Annotated in this window: 18 protein-coding genes; 10 read left to right on the top strand and 8 right to left on the bottom strand. The window is 70.0% G+C overall.

What is annotated here, in order from left to right:
- Positions 1-211: 211 nt before the first annotated feature.
- Positions 212-1,798 (top strand): protein kinase, encoded by a 1,587-nt coding sequence (locus tag ACFY0F_RS13400; protein WP_388792649.1) that lies wholly within the window; start codon positions 212-214, stop codon positions 1,796-1,798.
- 48 nt (positions 1,799-1,846) lie between these two features.
- On the opposite strand, the gene ACFY0F_RS13405 is transcribed toward ACFY0F_RS13400, so the two are convergent.
- On the bottom strand, positions 1,847-2,863 hold the full coding sequence (locus ACFY0F_RS13405) for a phosphotransferase (RefSeq protein WP_388793210.1): 1,017 nt from the start codon (positions 2,861-2,863) through the stop codon (positions 1,847-1,849).
- A 437-nt stretch (positions 2,864-3,300) separates the two neighbouring features.
- Between ACFY0F_RS13405 and pdhA the strand changes: the two genes are divergently transcribed.
- From pdhA to ACFY0F_RS13420, 3 genes are read left to right on the top strand one after another with little or no spacing between them, the layout of a single operon-like run.
- A complete protein-coding gene (gene pdhA, locus ACFY0F_RS13410; RefSeq protein WP_388792651.1) occupies positions 3,301-4,518 on the top strand; it encodes a pyruvate dehydrogenase (acetyl-transferring) E1 component subunit alpha in 1,218 nt (405 codons plus the stop codon).
- Between the two features lie 2 nt (positions 4,519-4,520).
- Entirely contained in the window at positions 4,521-5,507 is a 987-nt protein-coding gene (locus ACFY0F_RS13415) for an alpha-ketoacid dehydrogenase subunit beta (protein ID WP_388792653.1), read from the top strand.
- Positions 5,508-5,517: 10 nt separating this feature from the next.
- Positions 5,518-6,942: a dihydrolipoamide acetyltransferase family protein gene (locus ACFY0F_RS13420; protein ID WP_388792655.1), complete on the top strand. Its 1,425-nt coding sequence runs from the start codon at positions 5,518-5,520 to the stop codon at positions 6,940-6,942.
- A 91-nt stretch (positions 6,943-7,033) separates the two neighbouring features.
- Here ACFY0F_RS13420 and ACFY0F_RS13425 read toward each other — a convergent pair whose 3' ends face one another.
- A complete protein-coding gene (locus ACFY0F_RS13425) occupies positions 7,034-7,990 on the bottom strand; it encodes a Bro-N domain-containing protein (RefSeq protein WP_388792657.1) in 957 nt (318 codons plus the stop codon).
- A gap of 151 nt (positions 7,991-8,141) precedes the next feature.
- Here ACFY0F_RS13425 and murJ point away from each other — a divergent pair, with 151 nt between their 5' ends.
- Entirely contained in the window at positions 8,142-9,797 is a 1,656-nt protein-coding gene (gene murJ, locus ACFY0F_RS13430) for a murein biosynthesis integral membrane protein MurJ (RefSeq protein ID WP_388792659.1), read from the top strand.
- A 60-nt stretch (positions 9,798-9,857) separates the two neighbouring features.
- Here murJ and ACFY0F_RS13435 read toward each other — a convergent pair whose 3' ends face one another.
- A complete protein-coding gene (locus ACFY0F_RS13435) occupies positions 9,858-10,760 on the bottom strand; it encodes a D-alanyl-D-alanine carboxypeptidase family protein (protein WP_388792661.1) in 903 nt (300 codons plus the stop codon).
- Between the two features lie 234 nt (positions 10,761-10,994).
- Here ACFY0F_RS13435 and ACFY0F_RS13440 point away from each other — a divergent pair, with 234 nt between their 5' ends.
- Both ACFY0F_RS13440 and ACFY0F_RS13445 read left to right on the top strand, forming a co-directional pair.
- A complete protein-coding gene (locus tag ACFY0F_RS13440; RefSeq protein ID WP_388792663.1) occupies positions 10,995-11,669 on the top strand; it encodes a GntR family transcriptional regulator in 675 nt (224 codons plus the stop codon).
- On the top strand, positions 11,666-12,976 hold the full coding sequence (locus ACFY0F_RS13445; protein ID WP_388792665.1) for a nitrate/nitrite transporter: 1,311 nt from the start codon (positions 11,666-11,668) through the stop codon (positions 12,974-12,976). Before ACFY0F_RS13440 ends, ACFY0F_RS13445 begins: the two co-directional genes overlap by 4 nt.
- Before the next feature lie 63 nt (positions 12,977-13,039).
- Here ACFY0F_RS13445 and ACFY0F_RS13450 read toward each other — a convergent pair whose 3' ends face one another.
- The gene (locus ACFY0F_RS13450; RefSeq protein WP_388792667.1) at positions 13,040-13,561 is read right to left on the bottom strand and encodes a hypothetical protein; all 522 of its coding nucleotides are present in this window, start codon (positions 13,559-13,561) and stop codon (positions 13,040-13,042) included.
- Between the two features lie 716 nt (positions 13,562-14,277).
- Positions 14,278-15,102, bottom strand: a complete 825-nt coding sequence (locus ACFY0F_RS13455) for a maleylpyruvate isomerase family mycothiol-dependent enzyme (protein ID WP_388792669.1) — start codon at positions 15,100-15,102, stop codon at positions 14,278-14,280.
- A 180-nt stretch (positions 15,103-15,282) separates the two neighbouring features.
- Between ACFY0F_RS13455 and ACFY0F_RS13460 the strand changes: the two genes are divergently transcribed.
- Positions 15,283-16,077 (top strand): carbon-nitrogen family hydrolase, encoded by a 795-nt coding sequence (locus ACFY0F_RS13460; RefSeq protein WP_388792670.1) that lies wholly within the window; start codon positions 15,283-15,285, stop codon positions 16,075-16,077.
- On the opposite strand, the gene ACFY0F_RS13465 is transcribed toward ACFY0F_RS13460, so the two are convergent.
- On the bottom strand, positions 16,078-16,569 hold the full coding sequence (locus ACFY0F_RS13465; RefSeq protein ID WP_388792672.1) for an LURP-one-related/scramblase family protein: 492 nt from the start codon (positions 16,567-16,569) through the stop codon (positions 16,078-16,080).
- 315 nt (positions 16,570-16,884) lie between these two features.
- Here ACFY0F_RS13465 and ACFY0F_RS13470 point away from each other — a divergent pair, with 315 nt between their 5' ends.
- Positions 16,885-17,718, top strand: a complete 834-nt coding sequence (locus ACFY0F_RS13470; protein ID WP_388792674.1) for a calcium-binding protein — start codon at positions 16,885-16,887, stop codon at positions 17,716-17,718.
- Positions 17,719-17,743: 25 nt separating this feature from the next.
- On the opposite strand, the gene ACFY0F_RS13475 is transcribed toward ACFY0F_RS13470, so the two are convergent.
- Entirely contained in the window at positions 17,744-17,920 is a 177-nt protein-coding gene (locus tag ACFY0F_RS13475) for a DUF397 domain-containing protein (protein ID WP_388792676.1), read from the bottom strand.
- Positions 17,921-17,930: 10 nt separating this feature from the next.
- Positions 17,931-18,080 carry a Scr1 family TA system antitoxin-like transcriptional regulator gene (locus ACFY0F_RS13480; protein ID WP_388792677.1) on the bottom strand — a complete coding sequence of 50 codons (150 nt, stop codon included), beginning with the start codon at positions 18,078-18,080 and terminating at the stop codon, positions 17,931-17,933.
- Between ACFY0F_RS13480 and ACFY0F_RS13485 the strand changes: the two genes are divergently transcribed.
- A complete protein-coding gene (locus tag ACFY0F_RS13485; RefSeq protein WP_388792679.1) occupies positions 18,060-18,461 on the top strand; it encodes an ATP-binding protein in 402 nt (133 codons plus the stop codon). The genes ACFY0F_RS13480 and ACFY0F_RS13485 overlap by 21 nt on opposite strands.
- Positions 18,462-18,516: the final 55 nt, after the last annotated feature.

An 18,516-nucleotide genomic window follows, 5' to 3' on the forward strand; every position in this document is an offset into this window, starting at 1 on the left:
CGAAAGAAGCGTCGCGGAAGCGTTACAGCGGGGGTACGTCAGGTACACAGAATTTGCAAGACAGCGCGTGCTAGAGGTTTGATGACCGGTCCGTCTCGGGCCGGTCCCGGATCCGATCCCGGACCGGAGGCTTGCGCGGAGGCTGTAGCGTGGCCGACGGAGACCGTAACAACACCGCGCGCACCGCGGGCAGAAACGACGGCGAGGACCGATGGCACAGACGCACAGCGCCCAGGGCCCGTCCGACCCCGAGGCGTCTGGCGGCGGCATGTCAGAGACGCCGGAGATGTGGGGCAACGGAGGGCTCGTCGGCGACGGCAGGTACCGGCTGACCCACAGGCTCGGACGGGGCGGCATGGCCGAGGTCTTCGCGGCCGAGGACGTACGCCTGGGCCGGACGGTCGCCGTGAAGCTGCTCCGCGCGGACCTGGCCGAGGACCCGGTCTCCAAGGCCCGCTTCACCCGCGAGGCACAGTCGGTGGCCGGGCTCAACCACCATGCGATCGTCGCCGTGTACGACTCCGGCGAGGACTTCGTCGGCGGCCAGTCGGTGCCGTACATCGTGATGGAGCTGGTCGAGGGCCGCACCATCCGCGACCTGCTGCTGAACGCGGAGGCTCCGGGCCCCGAGCAGGCCCTGATCATCGTCTCCGGGGTCCTGGAGGCGCTGGCCTACTCGCACCAGCACGGCATCGTGCACCGCGACATCAAGCCCGCCAACGTCATCATCACGGACAACGGCGCCGTCAAGGTGATGGACTTCGGCATCGCCCGCGCCCTGCACGGGGCGTCCACGACGATGACGCAGACCGGCATGGTCATGGGCACCCCGCAGTACCTCTCCCCGGAGCAGGCGCTCGGCAAGGCCGTCGACCACCGCTCCGACCTGTACGCCACGGGCTGTCTGCTGTACGAACTCCTCGCGCTGCGGCCCCCGTTCACCGGTGAGACCCCGCTGTCGGTGGTCTACCAGCATGTGCAGGACAAGCCGGTGCCGCCGTCGCAGGTCACCGAGAGCTGCCCGCCGGAACTCGACGGCCTCGTCGTGCGCTCGCTGGCCAAGGAGCCGGACGACCGCTTCCAGACGGCGGAAGAGATGCGCGGCATGGTCCAGTACGGCCTGCAGATGCTGTACGACCAGGGCGGTCACACGGGCACCTGGAACACCGGCCCGGTGGACGTGCACGACGGCCGGCGCACCGCGGCGGTCGGTCTCGCCGGTACGACCGTGATGCCGCACTCCGCGGACGCCTCGGGCACCGCGCAGATCCCGCAGACGATCCTGCCCGCCGGGTACGGCAGCGGCGACGACGGCGGCTTCGAGGGGCACGGCAACAAGGGCAGCGGCCGCGGCAAGCTGTGGGTCCTCGCCGTGCTCGCGGTGATCGCCGTCGTGGCCGGCGTCGCGCTGGCGCTGCATCACACGGGCAACGACAGCGGCGGTCCGGGCACCAAGGAGTCGCCGACGAGCACGCACTCCCGCAAGGAGTCCAAGCCCAGCAAGAGCCCCACCGACGAGAACACCGACCGGCCCACGGACACGTCCACGAACGACGGTTCGGGCGGCGGCAGCGGCCGGAACTGGCAGCCCTCCTCGCCCACCACGCCGTCGTACACCCCGTCGAACACGCCCAGCAGCCAACCGTCCGACGAGCCGACGGACCCGGGGACAGCGACCCAGTCCCAGCCGCAGGACCCGGGGACGGCGACCCAGTCCGAGCCGCAGGACCCGGGAGGGACGGACCCGGGCACCGGCACGGACCCGGGAAGCACGGCCGGCGACGGGGAAAATCCTTGAAGGACACCCACGCCGACTGACGCGGGGGCGACGGCCGGCTGAGCCGCTTCACTCCACGAACGCGTCGCACACCGCGTCGTACTCCTTGGTCCACCACACGGCGAGCGCCGAGGCCGCCGGGAACTGGGGGTCGGCGCGGGTGTCGCCGCGTTCGTAGTGCCAGCGCAGCATCCAGAAGTCGTTGAGGCGTTCCCACCAGACGCGGTGCACGGCGGCGGCCAGCTCGGAGGGTGTCGCCCCGGCCGCACGCCGGTACGCGCGCGCGTACGCCCGTACCTTCGGCAGGTCCAGGGTCCCCGTGGGCCGTACGAAGAAGATCGCGGCGGCGCGTACGGCCTCCTCCGCGCGGGGCTGCACACCGAGCCGGTCCCAGTCGACGATCGCCGCCGGAGCGTCCCCCTTGTAGAGCAGGTTGAAGGGGTGGAAGTCGCCGTGCACCCAGCCCACCGGCCCGCCGCGCGGCGGGCGTCGGCCGGCGTGCTGCTCCAGGAGGGCCCGGCGTTCCAGCAGCCGGTGGCGGGCCAGGTCGTCGAAGGCGTCGAAGGGGCGGTGACGGCGGACGTGGGCCAGCAGGTCGTCGATGAGGGCGAAGGTGTCGGCGGGGTCGGCGCTCTCCACGGGATGGGGGCTGGTGGCGGGGCGGGTCCGTCCCTTGGGCGGCATCACGCGTTCCAGGCAGGCGTGCACCGCGCCCAGGAGCGCTCCGAGCCGGGTGCACTGGCCGGTGGTGAGCTGGCCGCCGTGGCGGTGCCTGCCGTCGATCCAGGGGTGCAGGGCGTAGGCGTGGCCGCCGACGACGGCGACCGTACGGCCGTCGCGGTGCGCTAGGGGCGGTGCGACCGGGACACCGAGGGCGGCCAGGCGCTGGGTGGCCAGGTGCCGGCGTTCGATGGCGGCGGGGTCGGCGGTGTCCGGGTCGAAGTGGTGCTTGAGGAAGTAGCGGCCGCGGGTGGTGCACAGGCGGTAGCCGCGGTTGAGCAGACCCTGGTCGACGGGCTCGCACGTGACGGCGGAACCGGCGGCGTAAAGCCGGAGCAGGGTGCCCAGAGGGGGCGCATGGGGGATGGGGGGTGGTACACATGAGCGCGGCACGCGCCAGATGGTAGGGCACCGTCAGCCCCCGTGAGCTGGGCCTTGTCACAGCCAGTCGCGGGCGATCGCTTTCGGTCACGTCGATCACTTCGGCGCACGACTCGAACTCTTCCCGTTCCCCGGGTGCGCGGGATAACGTGCCGTTGCTCCCGGCCTCCTGCAAGGCTGTGACCAGGGCGCTTCCGGTCCTGACCGATTTACTTGGAAATCCAAGCAAAATCGCAGGTCAGGAGGGGTTTCACAGAAATGTGGCGCACTGGGTAACGTGACCGTTGCAGGGCGCTCGCCGGGGCACCTGTCACGCCTGTTCCCGGCCGAGTGGCACCCACCCCGTGCCCGGTGGCCGAGACCAGGTGAGCCGTACTGGCCTCACCGGCAACCCCGGGGGCCGGACCGACGGAGGAGCACACGTGACCGTGGACAGCACTGCCGCGCCCAAGCCGCGACGCAGCGCCGGAAGCAAGGCCGGCACCACCGGCACCAAGCGCACCACCCGCACCACCTCGAAGAGCGCCGACCCGGAGCTCGTGCAGCTGCTGACCCCCGAGGGCAAGCGCGTCAAGCACGCAGCCAACGCCGTGTACGACAAGTACGTCGCCGGGCTCACCGCCGAGGACTTCCGCGGCCTGTACCGCGACATGGTGCTCACCCGCCGCTTCGACGCCGAGGCCACCGCCCTGCAGCGCCAGGGGGAGCTCGGTCTGTGGGCGTCGCTGCTCGGCCAGGAGGCCGCGCAGATCGGCTCCGGCCGGGCCCTGCGTGACGACGACTACGTGTTCCCGACCTACCGCGAGCACGGTGTCGCCTGGTGCCGCGGCGTCGACCCGACCAACCTGCTCGGCATGTTCCGCGGGGTGAACCACGGCGGGTGGGACCCGAACAGCAACAACTTCCACCTGTACACGATCGTCATCGGCTCCCAGACGCTGCACGCCACCGGCTACGCGATGGGTGTCGCCAAGGACGGCGCGGACTCGGCGGTCATCGCCTACTTCGGCGACGGCGCCTCCAGCCAGGGCGACGTGGCCGAATCGTTCACCTTCTCTGCGGTCTACAACGCCCCCGTGGTGTTCTTCTGCCAGAACAACCAGTGGGCGATCTCCGAGCCGACCGAGAAGCAGACCCGGGTCCCGCTCTACCAGCGCGCCCAGGGCTACGGCTTCCCCGGCGTCCGTGTCGACGGCAACGACGTGCTGGCCTGTCTCGCGGTCACCAAGTGGGCGCTGGAGCGCGCCCGCAGCGGCGAGGGCCCCACCCTGGTCGAGGCGTACACGTACCGCATGGGAGCCCACACCACCTCCGACGACCCGACCAAGTACCGGGCCGACGAGGAGCGGGAGGCCTGGGAGGCCAAGGACCCGATCCTGCGCCTTCGCCGGTTCCTGGAGGCCTCGAACCACACGGACGAGGGATTCTTCGCGGAACTCGAGGCCGAGAGCGAGGCGTTGGGCAGGCGAGTACGCGAAGCGGTCCGTGCCATGCCGGACCCGGACCACTTCGCCATCTTCGAGAACGTGTACGCGGACGGGCACACGCTCGTCGACGAGGAACGCGCTCAGTTCGCCGCCTACCAGGCGTCGTTCGCGACCGAGTCCGAAAGCGGCTTCGCCGCGGGAGAGGGGGCCTGACCATGGTGGAGACGGTGAAGAAGCTGCCGATCGCCAAGGCGATCAACGAGTCGCTGCGCCGTGCCCTGGAGGCGGACCCCAAGGTCGTCATCATGGGTGAGGACGTCGGCAAGCTCGGTGGCGTGTTCCGGGTGACCGACGGTCTGCAGAAGGACTTCGGGGAGAGCCGCGTCATCGACACCCCGCTGGCCGAGTCGGGCATCGTCGGCACGGCGATCGGTCTGGCCCTGCGCGGCTACCGCCCGGTGGTGGAGATCCAGTTCGACGGCTTCGTCTTCCCGGCGTACGACCAGATCGTCACGCAGCTCGCGAAGATGCACGCCCGCTCGCTGGGCAAGGTCAAGCTCCCGGTCGTCGTGCGCATCCCCTACGGCGGTGGCATCGGCGCCGTGGAGCACCACTCGGAGTCCCCCGAGACGCTGTTCGCGCATGTCGCGGGCCTGAAGATCGTCTCCCCGTCGAACGCCTCCGACGCGTACTGGATGATGCAGCAGGCCATCCAGAGCGACGACCCGGTGATCTTCTTCGAGCCGAAGCGGCGCTACTGGGACAAGGCCGAGGTCAACACCGAGGCGATCCCCGGCCCGCTGCACAAGGCGCGGGTGGTCCGCGAGGGCACCGACCTGACCCTCGTCGCGTACGGGCCGATGGTCAAACTCTGCCAGGAGGCCGCCGACGCGGCCGCCGAGGAGGGCAAGCACCTGGAGGTCCTGGACCTGCGTTCGGTCTCCCCGCTCGACTTCGACTCCATCCAGGCGTCCGTGGAGAAGACCCGCCGCCTGGTCGTGGTCCACGAGGCACCGGTGTTCTTCGGCTCCGGCGCGGAGATCGCCGCCCGGATCACCGAGCGGTGCTTCTACCACCTGGAGGCCCCCGTGCTGAGGGTCGGCGGCTACCACACCCCGTACCCGCCGGCCCGCCTGGAAGAGGAGTACCTGCCGGGCCTGGACCGGGTGCTCGACTCCGTCGACCGCGCCCTGGCGTACTGAGGAGAGGGTCGTGACGACGATGACGGAAGCATCCGTGCGTGAGTTCAAGATGCCGGATGTCGGCGAGGGCCTGACCGAGGCCGAGATCCTCAAGTGGTACGTGCAGCCGGGCGACACGGTCACCGACGGCCAGGTGGTGTGCGAGGTCGAGACCGCCAAGGCGGCCGTCGAACTGCCCATCCCGTACGACGGCGTGGTCCGCGAACTGCACTTCCCCGAGGGCACCACGGTGGACGTGGGCACGCCCATCATCGCGGTGGACGTGTCCGGCGGGGCGGCGCCGGCCGCGCCGACGGCTCCCGCGACTGCCGCGGCTCCCGCGGAGAGGAAGCCGGAGCCGGCCGAGGCGGAGCAGCCGAAGGCGGAGGGTTCGGGACGCCAGCCGGTGCTGGTCGGGTACGGCGTCGCCGCGTCCTCGACGAAGCGGCGCCCCCGCAAGGGCCCGGAGACCGCCGCCCCCCAGGCCTCCGCGGAGGTCCAGCCGGAGCTGAACGGCCACGGCACCGCGGCCGTGAAGCCCCGCCCGCTGGCGAAGCCCCCGGTGCGCAAGCTGGCCAAGGACCTGGGCGTCGACCTGGCCACGGTCATCCCGTCGGGCCCGGACGGCATCATCACGCGCGAGGACGTTCACGCGGCGGCGGTCCCGGCCGCAGCGGTTGCCGAGCCGGTGACGGCCGCGCCCGCGCCCGTGCCCACACCCGAGGCGCCGGTGGCGGCGCCGACGTACGACTCGGCCCGCGAGACCCGCGTCCCGGTCAAGGGCGTCCGCAAGGCCACCGCGCAGGCCATGGTCGGCTCGGCGTTCACGGCACCGCACGTCACGGAGTTCGTGACGGTCGACGTGACACGCACGATGAAACTGGTCGAGGAACTCAAGCAGGACAAGGACATGCAGGGGCTGCGGGTGAACCCGCTCCTGCTGGTCGCCAAGGCCCTGCTGGTCGCCATCCGGCGCAACCCGGAGATCAACGCGTCCTGGGACGAGGCCAACCAGGAGATCGTGCTCAAGCACTACGTCAACCTGGGCATCGCGGCCGCCACCCCGCGCGGCCTGCTCGTCCCGAACATCAAGGACGCACACGCCAAGACGCTCCCGGAACTGGCCGAGGCGCTCGGCGAGTTGGTGTCGACGGCGAGGGAGGGCAAGACCTCCCCCGCGGCGATGCAGGGCGGCACGGTCACCATCACCAACGTCGGCGTCTTCGGCATCGACACCGGCACGCCGATCCTCAACCCCGGCGAGTCCGCGATCCTCGCGGTCGGCGCGATCAAGCTCCAGCCGTGGGTCCACAAGGGCAAGGTGAAGCCCCGCCAGGTCATGACGCTGGCGCTCAGCTTCGATCACCGGCTGGTGGACGGGGAGCTGGGTTCCAAGGTGCTCGCGGACGTGGCGGCGGTTCTGGAGCAGCCGAAGCGGTTGATGACTTGGGTGTGACGAGCGTCACCCGATAGTCTCGGAGAGCCGGAGGGGACGGCCGCAACTTCGTCTTGCGACCGCCCCCTCCGTCTTTCTCTCTCCGGGCCTGTCAGGCCTGGTTGAGGACGTACACCGGCGCTCCGGACTCCGCCGCACCCTGCGAACGGATGCAGGCGTGCTTCTGCAGCAGGCGCAGGCACTCGTTGACGCGGCGCACCGGAAGTCCCGTACGAGCCGCGATCGATTCGAGCGGCTCGCGGAGCTCACCCTGCTCGACGAGGACCGGGGCGATCACCACGGCCACCGTCCACACGTCCTCGGTCACGGACAGCCGGTGCCGCCAGTCGGCCAGCAGGGATTCCGTGGTGGGCAGTACCGTGGGGCGGCCACCGGGCGCCCGACGCTCGAGGACGAGGGCGTCGAGCCGGTCCGCGATGCGTTCCATCGCCCGGACCATGGCCTGCTGCACGGCGAGTGTGGACTTCTGCGTGGCCAGCATCTCCCTTTGCAGCTCCAGAGATTCCTGCTGTGCGTTCGCAAGCTGCTCGTCCAGCTGAAGGTTGTGCGCCTCGAGCCGGACGATGGCCTCCGCGACCTGCTCCGGCATGGCGTACGCGACCGGCGCGCTCGGGTCGAGGGGCTGCACCTCGGCCTCTTCGAGCGTGTAGGAACCCTCCCGCTGAACTGTCTCGATCACTTCGGCGGCCCACTGCTTGAAGGGCTCGCACGAGGGCTTTGTGCAGGCTTGGACGAGGCGGATAAGGCCCTGGAGAGAGATGACATTCAGGTCTCGGCGCCACTCCCTACCTGCGGGAATGCTGAGACCGTAACCTCCAGTTAGGGTCTCGAGACTCTCTCGATGCTCTTCCGGGACATGGTCGGAGAGTGCCTTCTGCGGGTTGGTGTGACCCAACTGCTTGCAGACATCCACCGCCGGGAACCAGTGAGCCCCGTCCGGCATCGTCAGCCGGCGCACCCGGGCACCGGTCGCCGCGTACACGAAATCGCTGACGTCGATCGCCTCGTGCCGTTCGGCGGAGTCGTGTCGCTTGCTTGGTTCGATCATGTGAACCACCTCCGCTGCGGAACGTAGAGCGGAGCAAATCGAATATGCCAACTGGAACATGGATATTCACGATTGCGAGTGAAGATCACTGATTCCGCTTCCATAAGCGGCAGTTGAACGCTCGTGATCTCAACTGACATATCCTGCACGCATGGTGACGGGGGTACACAACAGCAGAGCGCGGCACGCCAAGCGGCGTGACAAGGAGAAGGGGGGACTCGCGCGTTCCTCCGCGCTCATGGCCGTCGGTACCGTCGTCTCCCGGGCGACCGGGCTGATCCGGACGGCTCTGCAGGGCGCGGCGCTCGGCAACGGGCTGCTGGCCACCACGTACAACACCGCCAACACCGTCCCCACCAGCCTGTACACGCTGCTGATCGGTGGCGCGCTCAACGCCGTCCTGGTGCCGCAGCTCGTCCGGGCGCGCAAGACCCATCCCGACGGCGGAAAGGCGTACGAGCAGCGTCTGGTGACCCTGGTCGTCACCGTGCTGGCCGTCGGGACGGCGCTCGCGGTGTGGGCGGCGCCGTTGATCGTGCGCATCTACATGCCGGACACCCCGGGCCACCACCAGGCGTTCCGGCTGACCGTGGTCTTCGCCCGGTTCCTGCTGCCGCAGATCTTCTTCTACGGCCTCTTCTCGATCTACGGTCAGGTTCTCAACGCGCGGGAGAAGTTCGGCGCGATGATGTGGACGCCGGTGCTCAACAATATCGTGCTGTTGGCGATGTTCGGCGGCTATCTGAGCCTGATGACCGTGCCGGACTCCGTCGCGGAGGTCACCGACGCGCAGGTGCGCTGGCTCGGCGTCGGAACCACGGCCGGGATCGCGGTGCAGGCCCTCGCCCTGATTCCCTTCGCCCGCGCCGCCGGCTTCCGCTTCCGGCCCCGGTTCGACTGGCGCGGTACGGGACTGGGGTCCGGAGTCCACGCGGCCAAGTGGACCCTGCTCTTCGTCCTGGCCAACCAGGTCGCGCTCGCCGTGGTCACCAACTACGCCGCCGCCGCCGACCAGGAGCTGCCGAAGGACGGCGTGGGTTACACCGCGTACAGCTACGCGCAGACCATCTGGTTGCTTCCCCAGTCCATCATCACCGTCTCCCTGGTCACGGCGCTGCTGCCGCGGATGAGCAAGGCCGTCGCCGAGGGCCGGATCACCGACCTGCGCGCCGACCTGTCCCGGGCGCTGCGGATCAGCGGGGTCGTCATCGTGCCGACGGCCTTCCTCTTCCTCGCGCTGGGCCCGCAGATCACCACCCTGATCTTCGCGCACGGTGCCGCCGACCCGGCTTCCGCCCAGCCGATGGGACACATGCTCCAGGCGTTCGGTCTCGGCCTGATCCCGTTCTCGGCCCAGTACCTGCTGCTGCGCGGCTTCTACGCCTTCGAGGACACCCGTACGCCGTTCCTCATGGCGGTGTGGATCGGGGTGTGGAACATCGCGCTCGCCACCGCCTGCCATCTGCTGCTGCCCACCCGCCTGGCGGTCACCGGCATGGCCGGCGCCTACACCCTCTCCTACCTGGCCGGACTCGCCCTCACCGCCCGCCTGCTGGCCAGGAGGGCCGGCGGCCGGCTCGACGACGGAACCGTACGGGTCACCTACGGCAAGCTGCTGACCGCGGCCGCCTGCGCGGCGGGGGTGGGCTGGGCGGCCGCGCGGGCCTGCGGCACCGCCCTGGGCGACGGCACCGTAGCGACGGCGCTCGCCACCCTCGCGGGGACGCTCGCCCTGGCGGTCGTCTACCTCGTACTGGGCCGTCTGCTGAAGGTCGGCGAACTGCGCCGGCTGCCCGGCCTGGGATGAACGGCCGGACACGCGAAGGGCCCGCCGCTCACAGCGACGGGCCCGTACTCCGCGGAGGCGTCAGCCGAGCTTGGCGAAGCCGTAGTTGAGGAGCTTGGTGGCGTCCGTCGCACGCTGTGCGTACGTGGTGGAGGCCAGGACCGTGCCGATCACGGTCTTGCCGTTGCGGGTGGCGGCGAAGACGAGGCAGGCGCCCGCCTCCGGGCCGGAGCCGGTCTTCACGCCGATGGCGCCGCTGTAGCTGCTGAGCAGCGTGTTGGTGTTGTCCCAAGTCGGCATCGTGCGGATGCTGCCGGTCTTGGTGACCGTCTTCGCGGTGTAGTGCGGCGTCTTGACGATCGTGCGGAACGTGGAGTTCTTCATCGCGCTGCTGGCGATCTTCGTCAGGTCGCGCGGCGTCGAGTAGTTGTTGCCGTTGCCGATGCCGTCGAACGAATCGAAGTGCGTGTTCGTCAGGCCCAGGCTCTTCGCGGCGGTGTTCATCTTGCCGATGAAGTTCGCCACGCGCTTGGCGCGGGTGGAACCGGTGCCGTACTTGTCGGCCAGCGCGTAGGCGGCGTCGCAGCCGGACGGCAGCATCAGGCCGTACAGGAGCTGGCGGACGGTCACCTTGTCGCCGACGATCAGGTGCGCCTGGGAGGCGTTGTTCCTGACGACGTAGTCGCTGTATTCCTTCGCGATCGTCACCTTGGCGTCGAGGTTGAGGTTCGACTGCGCGAGCACGACCTTCGCGGTCATGATCTTCGTGGTCGAGCCGGTGGAGCGCTTGGTGTCCGCGGCCTTGGTGAACAGCGACGCGGCGTTGGCGTTGTTCATGACGTACCCGCCCTTGGCCACGATCGAGGGCGCGGTGACGGCCTGCGCGGGTGCCGCGGTGAGGGCTCCGGTGGCGAGCATGGCGCCGGACGTGATGGCGACGGCGGCGGCTCGGCGAATACGGATGCCCTTAATGCCGGTAATCAAGTAAATACCCCGATTGTCTCGAATGCCCTAGATAATGCGGCCGAGTTGAGGTGGCGCAGGAGTAGGGCCGCACGTGTCTGACTCGTAATTAGCACACATGGTTGTGCGGCTTCTCGGGGGACTTCTGGATTGCGGCTGTGAGATAGGTGACGCCCGCGGTGCCGGTGGGAGACGCGGGGTCCGCATGGTGGACGGTCGAGGATCATGCGTACGTGTTGTATCTAAGATGTGCGCATGCCTTCCGTGCCGTCCGCCGCGCCTCCCGCACCCCTGAAGCAGCCACCCGCCGCCGACCGCGTCTACAGCCATGTCAAGCACGGTGTCCTGGACCGCCGTTACGAGGGCGGCACCCTGCTCACCGAGGGCGAGCTGGCCGAGGCCGTGGGGGTCTCGCGCACGCCGGTCCGCGAGGCGTTGCTGCGCCTGGAGGCGGAGGGGCTGCTCAAGCTCTACCCGAAGAAGGGTGCCCTGGTGCTTCCGGTCTCCGCGCAGGAGATCGCCGACGTGGTGGAGACCCGGCTGCTGGTCGAGGAGCACGCCGCCCGCAAGGCCGTACCCGCCCCGGCCGAGCTCATCGAGCGGCTGGAGGAACTGCTCGCGCAGCAGAAGGCGCAGGCCGCCGCCGGTGACCTGGCCGCGGCCGCGGTCACCGACCGCTGCTTCCACGCCGAGATCGTGCGCAGCGGCGGCAACGAAATCCTCTCCCGGCTCTACGACCAGCTCCGCGACCGGCAGCTGCGGATGGGGGTCGCCGTGATGCACTCCCACCCCGACCGGATCGCCAAGACCCTCGCCGAGCACGAGGAGATTCTTCAGGCGTTGCGCTCGGGCGACGCGGAGGCGGCGGTGGGGGTCGTGCACCGGCATGTGAGCTGGTTCTCGCATCTCGCGCGGGGAGAGGTCCGATGAGCGTGACGAGCGCCCACACCACCCTTCCGGGTGACCCGCCGGGCGGCCGCCGCGCCGTCGCCGTGTGGTCGATCGGCGTCGCGGTCTACTTCGTCGCGGTCATCTTCCGTACCTCCCTGGGCGTCGCCGGGCTGGACGCGGCCGACCGCTTCCATGTGAACGCCTCGGCGCTGTCCACCTTCTCGATCCTGCAGCTCCTGGTCTACGCCGGCATGCAGATACCCGTCGGCCTGCTCGTCGACCGGCTCGGCACCAAGAAGGTGCTGAGCATCGGCGCCGCGCTGTTCACGGTGGGCCAGCTGGGCTTCGCGTTCTCGCCCTCGTACGGGACGGCGCTCGCCTCCCGCGCGCTGCTCGGCTGCGGTGACGCGATGACCTTCATCAGTGTGCTGCGGCTGGGCACCCGGTGGTTCCCGGCCCGGCGCGGGCCGCAGGTGGCGCAGTTCGCGGGGCTGGCCGGGATGGCCGGCAACCTCGTCTCCACGCTGGTGCTGGCCCGGCTGCTGCACGGGGTCGGCTGGACGCCGGCGTTCGCGGGCAGCGCGGTCGCCGGCGCGGTCGTCCTGGTCCTCGTGCTGTTCTTCCTGCGGGACCACCCGGAGGGCTGCGAGCCGGAGCCGTCCCCGCACCGGGGCGCGGCCTACGTCCGCCGTCAGATAGCGGCCTCCTGGCGGGAACCGGGCACGCGGCTGGGCCTGTGGGTGCACTTCACCACCCAGTTCCCGGCGATGGTGTTCCTGCTGCTGTGGGGTCTGCCGTTCCTCGTCCAGGCCCAGGGCCTCACCCGGGCCACGGCCGGCGAACTGCTCACCCTGGTCGTCCTGTCGAACATGGTGGTCGGACTGGTCTACGGCCAGGTCGTCGCCCGGCACCACGGGGCCAGGCTGCCGCTGGCGCTGGGCACGGTCGCGGCGACGTCGGCACTGTGGGCGGCGACCCTGGCCTACCCGGCCGAACACGCTCCGATGTGGCTGCTGGTGGTGCTGTGCGCGGTGCTGGGCGCCTGCGGCCCGGCGTCGATGCTGGGCTTCGACTTCGCCCGCCCCGCCAACCCGCCGGAGCGTCAGGGCACCGCCTCCGGAATCACCAACATGGGCGGTTTCGTCGCCTCGATGACGACCCTGTTCGCGATCGGTGTCCTGCTGGACGCCACCGGCGACGACTACTCCGTCGCCTTCTCCGCCGTCTTCGTCCTCCAGGCCCTCGGCGTCACCCAGATCCTCCGCCTCCGCGGCCGGGCGGCCCGCCGGGAGCGGGAGCGGCTGGTGGCGAGCCGGGTGGAGACGGTGCACGTGCCGGCCGTGTGAGCCTTACTGGAGCGGAGCGCCTCCGCGCCGTGCGTCGGGGAGGCGCTCCGGCCCCTCGGCCTCTCAGCCGTGGAGCAACGGCGAGCCGGTGAGCTCCTGGGTGATCGGGCCCTTACCGTCCCCTTCGATGTCGTAGACGACCGTGGAGTCCGTCGACCAGAAGACCTCGCCGTCGTAGACGGAGGACGCCGGGACGCAGTTGTTGGCCGGCTCACCGCTGGACCGGGCGTCGTTGAGGGGCTTGGTCAGGTCACACGTCTTCGTGGTGACCACGTGGTCCTCGGTGGTCTTGGTCAGCCGCTCCTCGATCCGCGTCGTGATCTTGAAGCTGGTGAACCGCTTGGGAGTGTCGACGGCCACGAGGTCGAGGATCTGCCAGCTCAGCGACGACTTGCCCGTCACCATGCCGTTCTTCAGCTCGACGGTGTTGTCCACGAAATAGGTCTGCGCCGGCCGCGTGTCGGGGTAGATGACATCGAAAGAGGAGCTGGACGTGAGCCCGGCGGCGAAGGCCGGCGCGGCCAGCAGCATGCAGACACCCGTGGTCGAGGCGCCCAGTCCGAGGACGGTGACGAGCTTGCGCATGGGGTGGTCCCTTCCGTTGACGATTGATAAAGCCGCTGCCGGCGGCGGGTCACCGACAACTGGTCACTGGTGGCGGCCCGCCGGGGCGCGCGTCGACGTGGGACCGGCCCTCGCACGGGCGGCACGGATGAAGGGCGAGGGCAGGGCCGGCGAAGGACGCGTCCAGCAGGATGGGAAAGGCTCGCGCCTCTACCTGGGCGAGGGCAGCTCGCAGCAGGGCGTGCGCCGACGGCATGACGGCATGGCGAAGTCCTTCCCCCGTGTGCGCCGGTGGTCGGCCTGGCGCTGATCGAAGTTCCGGTGGGGTCAGTGAGACCGACCGGGCGACGCCAACCATAGGCAGAAGCTCAGGGTGATCAAAGAGCTGACCCCACACCTGACGTGAAAGAGGCGGTGCGGGGACAGTGAACCGGAACATGCGCTGTGGCCGCACAAGCCGTGTGGTTCCTGTGCCGGCTCAGTGAAGTGAAGGTCCGCGGCGAGTCCGGGTGACGGGGGCGCATAGCCGGATTTCGACGGTGGGGAAGGGCGGTCCGCCGAGATCGTCTCCAGGACGGGATCCCGACGAAGGGATCACGACGACGGGATCACGACGACGGGGTCACGACGAAGGGATCACGACGACGGGGTCACGACGAAGGGATCACGACGACGGGTCATGCCCACGGGGTCACGACGACGGTCACGGAGGAACGCCCAAGCCGCTTCCGGTCGCGCTACGGCGTCACCGCGAAGTTCCGCAGGATCGCCGCCGCGAGATCGGGGTCGCCCTCCGACTTCACCCGGTCGGCCACCGCGTCCGGGGAGACCCGGCCGCAGGCCAGCCGGAAGTACGTCTCCCAGTCGAGGGTGAGGATGGCCGCCGGGCCGAGGGCGGGGGTGGCCTCCAGGGTGCCGCGGCCCTGGATGTCGACGCGGATGGTGCGCAGGAACTCCACGGGCCCGTGCACGTCGAAGATGATCGCCGAACTGCGCGGAGCGTCCGCGTCCTTCGCGACGACGCGGGGCAGTGCCTCCAGCAGCAGGTCCCGGGCGACGTACGCGCCGGGAGAGTCGAGGTTGCCGGGCCGGCCCAGGGCCGCGCGCAGGTCCTGCTCGTGCACCCACACGTCGAAGGCCCGCATGCGCATGGACTCCTCGAGCGTGATGTCCTTGCCGAGCGGGCCGCGCACCTTGTGGCCGGGGTCGCGGGACTCGCCCCGGAGCTGGCGGTTGCGGCGGATGACCGTGTACTCCAGCTCGGAGGTCATCTCCGGCGCCGTGTGGTGCCGGCGGACGTCGACCTGCAGCTCCATGTAGCGCTGGTGCTCGGTGACGACGTGGAACAGGTCGCGCGGCAGTGAGTGGATGGGGCGCGGGTCGCCGAGCATCTCGCAGTCCATGCCGATGACGTGCGAGACGACGTCGCGGACCGACCAGCCCGGGCAGGGGGTCCGCCGGTTCCACTCGCCCTCCACGAGCGGCTGCACCAGTTCGGATATCGCTTCGATCGAGTGGGTCCAGGCGTCGGCGTAGGGCTGGAGGGTGGGATGCAGACTCACGGAACGGGACCCCTCGGCGGTCGGTACACGGGCAGGTTGTGGCGGCGTTGCCAGCGGGACGTAGCTGTCGGCGGGTGTCTTGGAACGCTAAGTTACGCTGCTGAGAGGCACCCCGGCAGTGCTTTCGTGTGACGATCGTAGGCCCGGTATGGACGGCTCGAATGCCAGGACGGTGGTAGTGTGCGCGCCTCGCTGATCCAGATCGCCGTGAACGAGGACGAATCGGTCGAAGACCGGCGGCTGCGGGTGGCCGCGCTGGTCCCTGAGCAGGCCGGGTCGGACCTGGTCGTGCTGCCCGAACTGTGGACGACGGGTGCCTTCGCGTTCGAGGAGTTCGCACGGCGGGCCGAGCCGCTCGAAGGCCCGACCTACGAGGCGATGGCGAAGGCGGCGAGCGACGCGGGCGTGTGGCTGCACGCGGGCTCGATCCCCGAACGAGACCCTGAGGGCCCCCTGTACAACACGTCCCTCGTCTTCTCCCCCTCCGGTGACCTGGCCGCCGCCTACCGCAAGATCCACCGCTTCGGCTTCGACAAGGGCGAGGCCGTCCTGATGGGCGCGGGCCGGGACCTCGTGGCGGTCCGTCTGCCCGAGACCACGGTAGGCCTGGCCACCTGCTACGACCTCCGCTTCCCCGAACTGTTCCGTGCCCTGGTCGACGCCGGCGCCGAGACCCTGGTGATCCCGGCGGGCTGGCCCGAGCGCCGCCGCGCGCACTGGACGCTGCTGGCCCGGGCGCGGGCGGTCGAGAACCAGGCGTTCGTGCTCGCCTGTGGAACGGCCGGGACACACGCCGGCGTTCCCCAGGCGGGTCACTCGATCGTGGTGGATCCGTGGGGCGAGGTACTGGCCGAGGCGGGCGCCGGCGAGGAGGTGCTCACGGTGGAGTTCGACCCGGCGAGGGTGGGCGTGACGCGGGAACAGTTCCCGGCGCTCAAGGACCGCGTCCTGGGCCTGGAACCGCCGCGCCGCTGATCAGTCCTCCCGTTCCTGCTCCGCCAGGTGGATCACACATACCGCCACCGCGATCAGCAGCGCCGGATCGGCGTCGTCCCGGACGACGTCCACGCCGTACGTGTCCCGGAGGTGCAGCCAGCGCCGGGAGATCACCGCCAGCAGCTCGCCGTCGTACTCGACGGCGAACTCACGGTCGAGGATCTTGCCGCTGACGTCCAGCTCCGTGCCGTCCGTCAGGGACACCCGGTAGTGGTTGCGCAGCAGGGACAGCCGCTTGCGCTTGATCCGCGCCAGCGGCTCGCCGTCCCGCTCGATCACCATGGTGTTCCGCAGGGAGAGCATCTTCTGGTGGATGTCGATGAGGACCCGCCCCTGGGTGTCCTTCAGCTCGAAGGTGTCCCGCAGCCGCATCGCCTTGCCGTCGACGAGGAACACCCTGTTGCCGTGGTCGTCCTCGATCCAGTAGTCGTCACCGATGCCGAGGATCCGGTCGCGCACGAGGAATCTCATGTCTTACGGGTTCCCCGGGCACCGGTCCGGGACGCGGAGGGTCGTCCGATGGGATGATCGCGGCGGGTTTCTTCCGAGGGGGCGGCGCCGTTGTTCGCCCACAAGGGCTACGGAGATCTCGGCGGCGCCTCTTCTGACGGGTTCTCGGAATCCGCCTGGCGGCAGGGTGTCACGCGACTGAACTTCCGGTGTGTATGGGTGAGTTGACCAACCAGGGACGTTGGCCACGAGTCGAACACTGCGTAAGTCGCAAACGACCCGTACGTTCCTCCCGGAGGCCCCGCAATGCCCTCTCGTCCTTCCGTCCGTCGCCGGATGTCACGCGCCGTCCCGGCGGCGGCGCTGGTCCTCGGTACCGCCCTGGGCGTCCCGTTCGCCCTGGCCACGACCGCCGGTGCCGCACCGGCGCCGGCCACCGCCTCGGTCAACCAGGCCGGCTGGGGGCTTACCTACAACGCCGCCGCCGGTCAGACGAACAAGGCCACCGTCACCGCGTCGCTCACCGCCGACCGGACGGGCATCACCTACGTGATCGACGACGCCGTCCCGATCAGTGCGGGCCACGGCTGCGCGTACCCCGTCGGCACGGACCACACGAAGGTCTCCTGCACGGTCACCAACGTGGACAGCCAGGATCCGTACGCCGCCCTCGTCATGAACCTCGGTGACGGCAACGACACGGTCGCGTACAAGAACGCCACCGACCAGGTCTACTTCTACGCCGAGATCCACCTGGGCGCGGGCAACGACAAGGCGACCGACTCCGGCCCCCTCGACGGTGCCTACGTCTCCGGTGACGCGGGCAACGACGACATCACCGTCGGCGCGGAGGGGCTGGTCTGGGGCGGCGACGGCAACGACACCGTCCACGCGAGCGGCGGCGACAACATCATCCAGGGCGGCAAGGGCGCCGACGTGCTCTACGGCGGCTCCGGAAGCCAGTACCTGTCCGGTGACGACGGCAACGACAAGCTCTACGGCGGCAGCGCGGACGACACGCTCAACGGCGGCAAGGGCAACGACGTCCTGTACGGCCAGAGCGGCAACGACAAGCTCTACGGCAACAGCGGCGACGACAAGCTGTACGGCGGCCCGGGCAGGGACACCCTCTCCGGCGGCCCCGGCAGGGACGTGATCCACCAGGACTGACCGCGCGGCCGGGCGCCCGCCCTGCTCACCGTTTCAGGGTGGTGAGCAGGGCGTGGAGGGCGGTGGGGGTGGGGGTGAGGACTGTGGTCGGGTCGTCGCTCTCCCGTAGGTGAAGGGAGGGGGCGGCGGCTATCTCCAGGCAGTCGTTGTCCGAGTCGCCTGCGGAGTACGACGACTTCTGCCAGCGGAGTGCTGAAGACACGGGGGCCCTTTCACAGTTCCTGAGCGATACGCCGAATGAGGTCGAGGGAAGCGTCCTGTCCGAGCGCGGCGCTGTCAATGCGTTCGAGTTTGGCTCGGTAGCGGTTCAGTTGGGCAGGCGCGTCGACGAACTCGGCGCCGTGGGGTGTATCGATCTGCACCGTGTCCAACTGCTGGGTGACCCCGCCGTCCTCCGGGAGCTGAGACTCGGCGACGAACTCGTGGACGACGCGACCCTGTGCACCTCGGAACTCGTCACCAACGCCTGCGTGCACGCCAAGGGCGACGGCGCGGCGCTCTGGCTGGCGGTCGAGAAGGGGCGGCTACGGGTGGTCGTGTACGACGGTGACGAGAGCCCGCCGGTGATGAGGGGACTGACGCCCGAGACCTGGGAGACGGGCGGCCGGGGCGTGCACCTGGTGGACGCCCTCACCGGGGGCCGCTGGGGCCATGCCCCGGACGTTCCGTACGCCGGCCCGCCACGCCCGGCGGGGAAGGCGGTGTGGTTCGACCTGCCCGCACAGCGGCTCGCGGCACCGTGATCGGCGAGCCGCAGATGGGGTTCGACCGCGACGTCGAGTGGTGGAACTCGTGCGC

This window comes from Streptomyces sp. NPDC001544, from assembly GCF_042894285.1.
Taxonomy (GTDB): domain Bacteria; phylum Actinomycetota; class Actinomycetes; order Streptomycetales; family Streptomycetaceae; genus Streptomyces.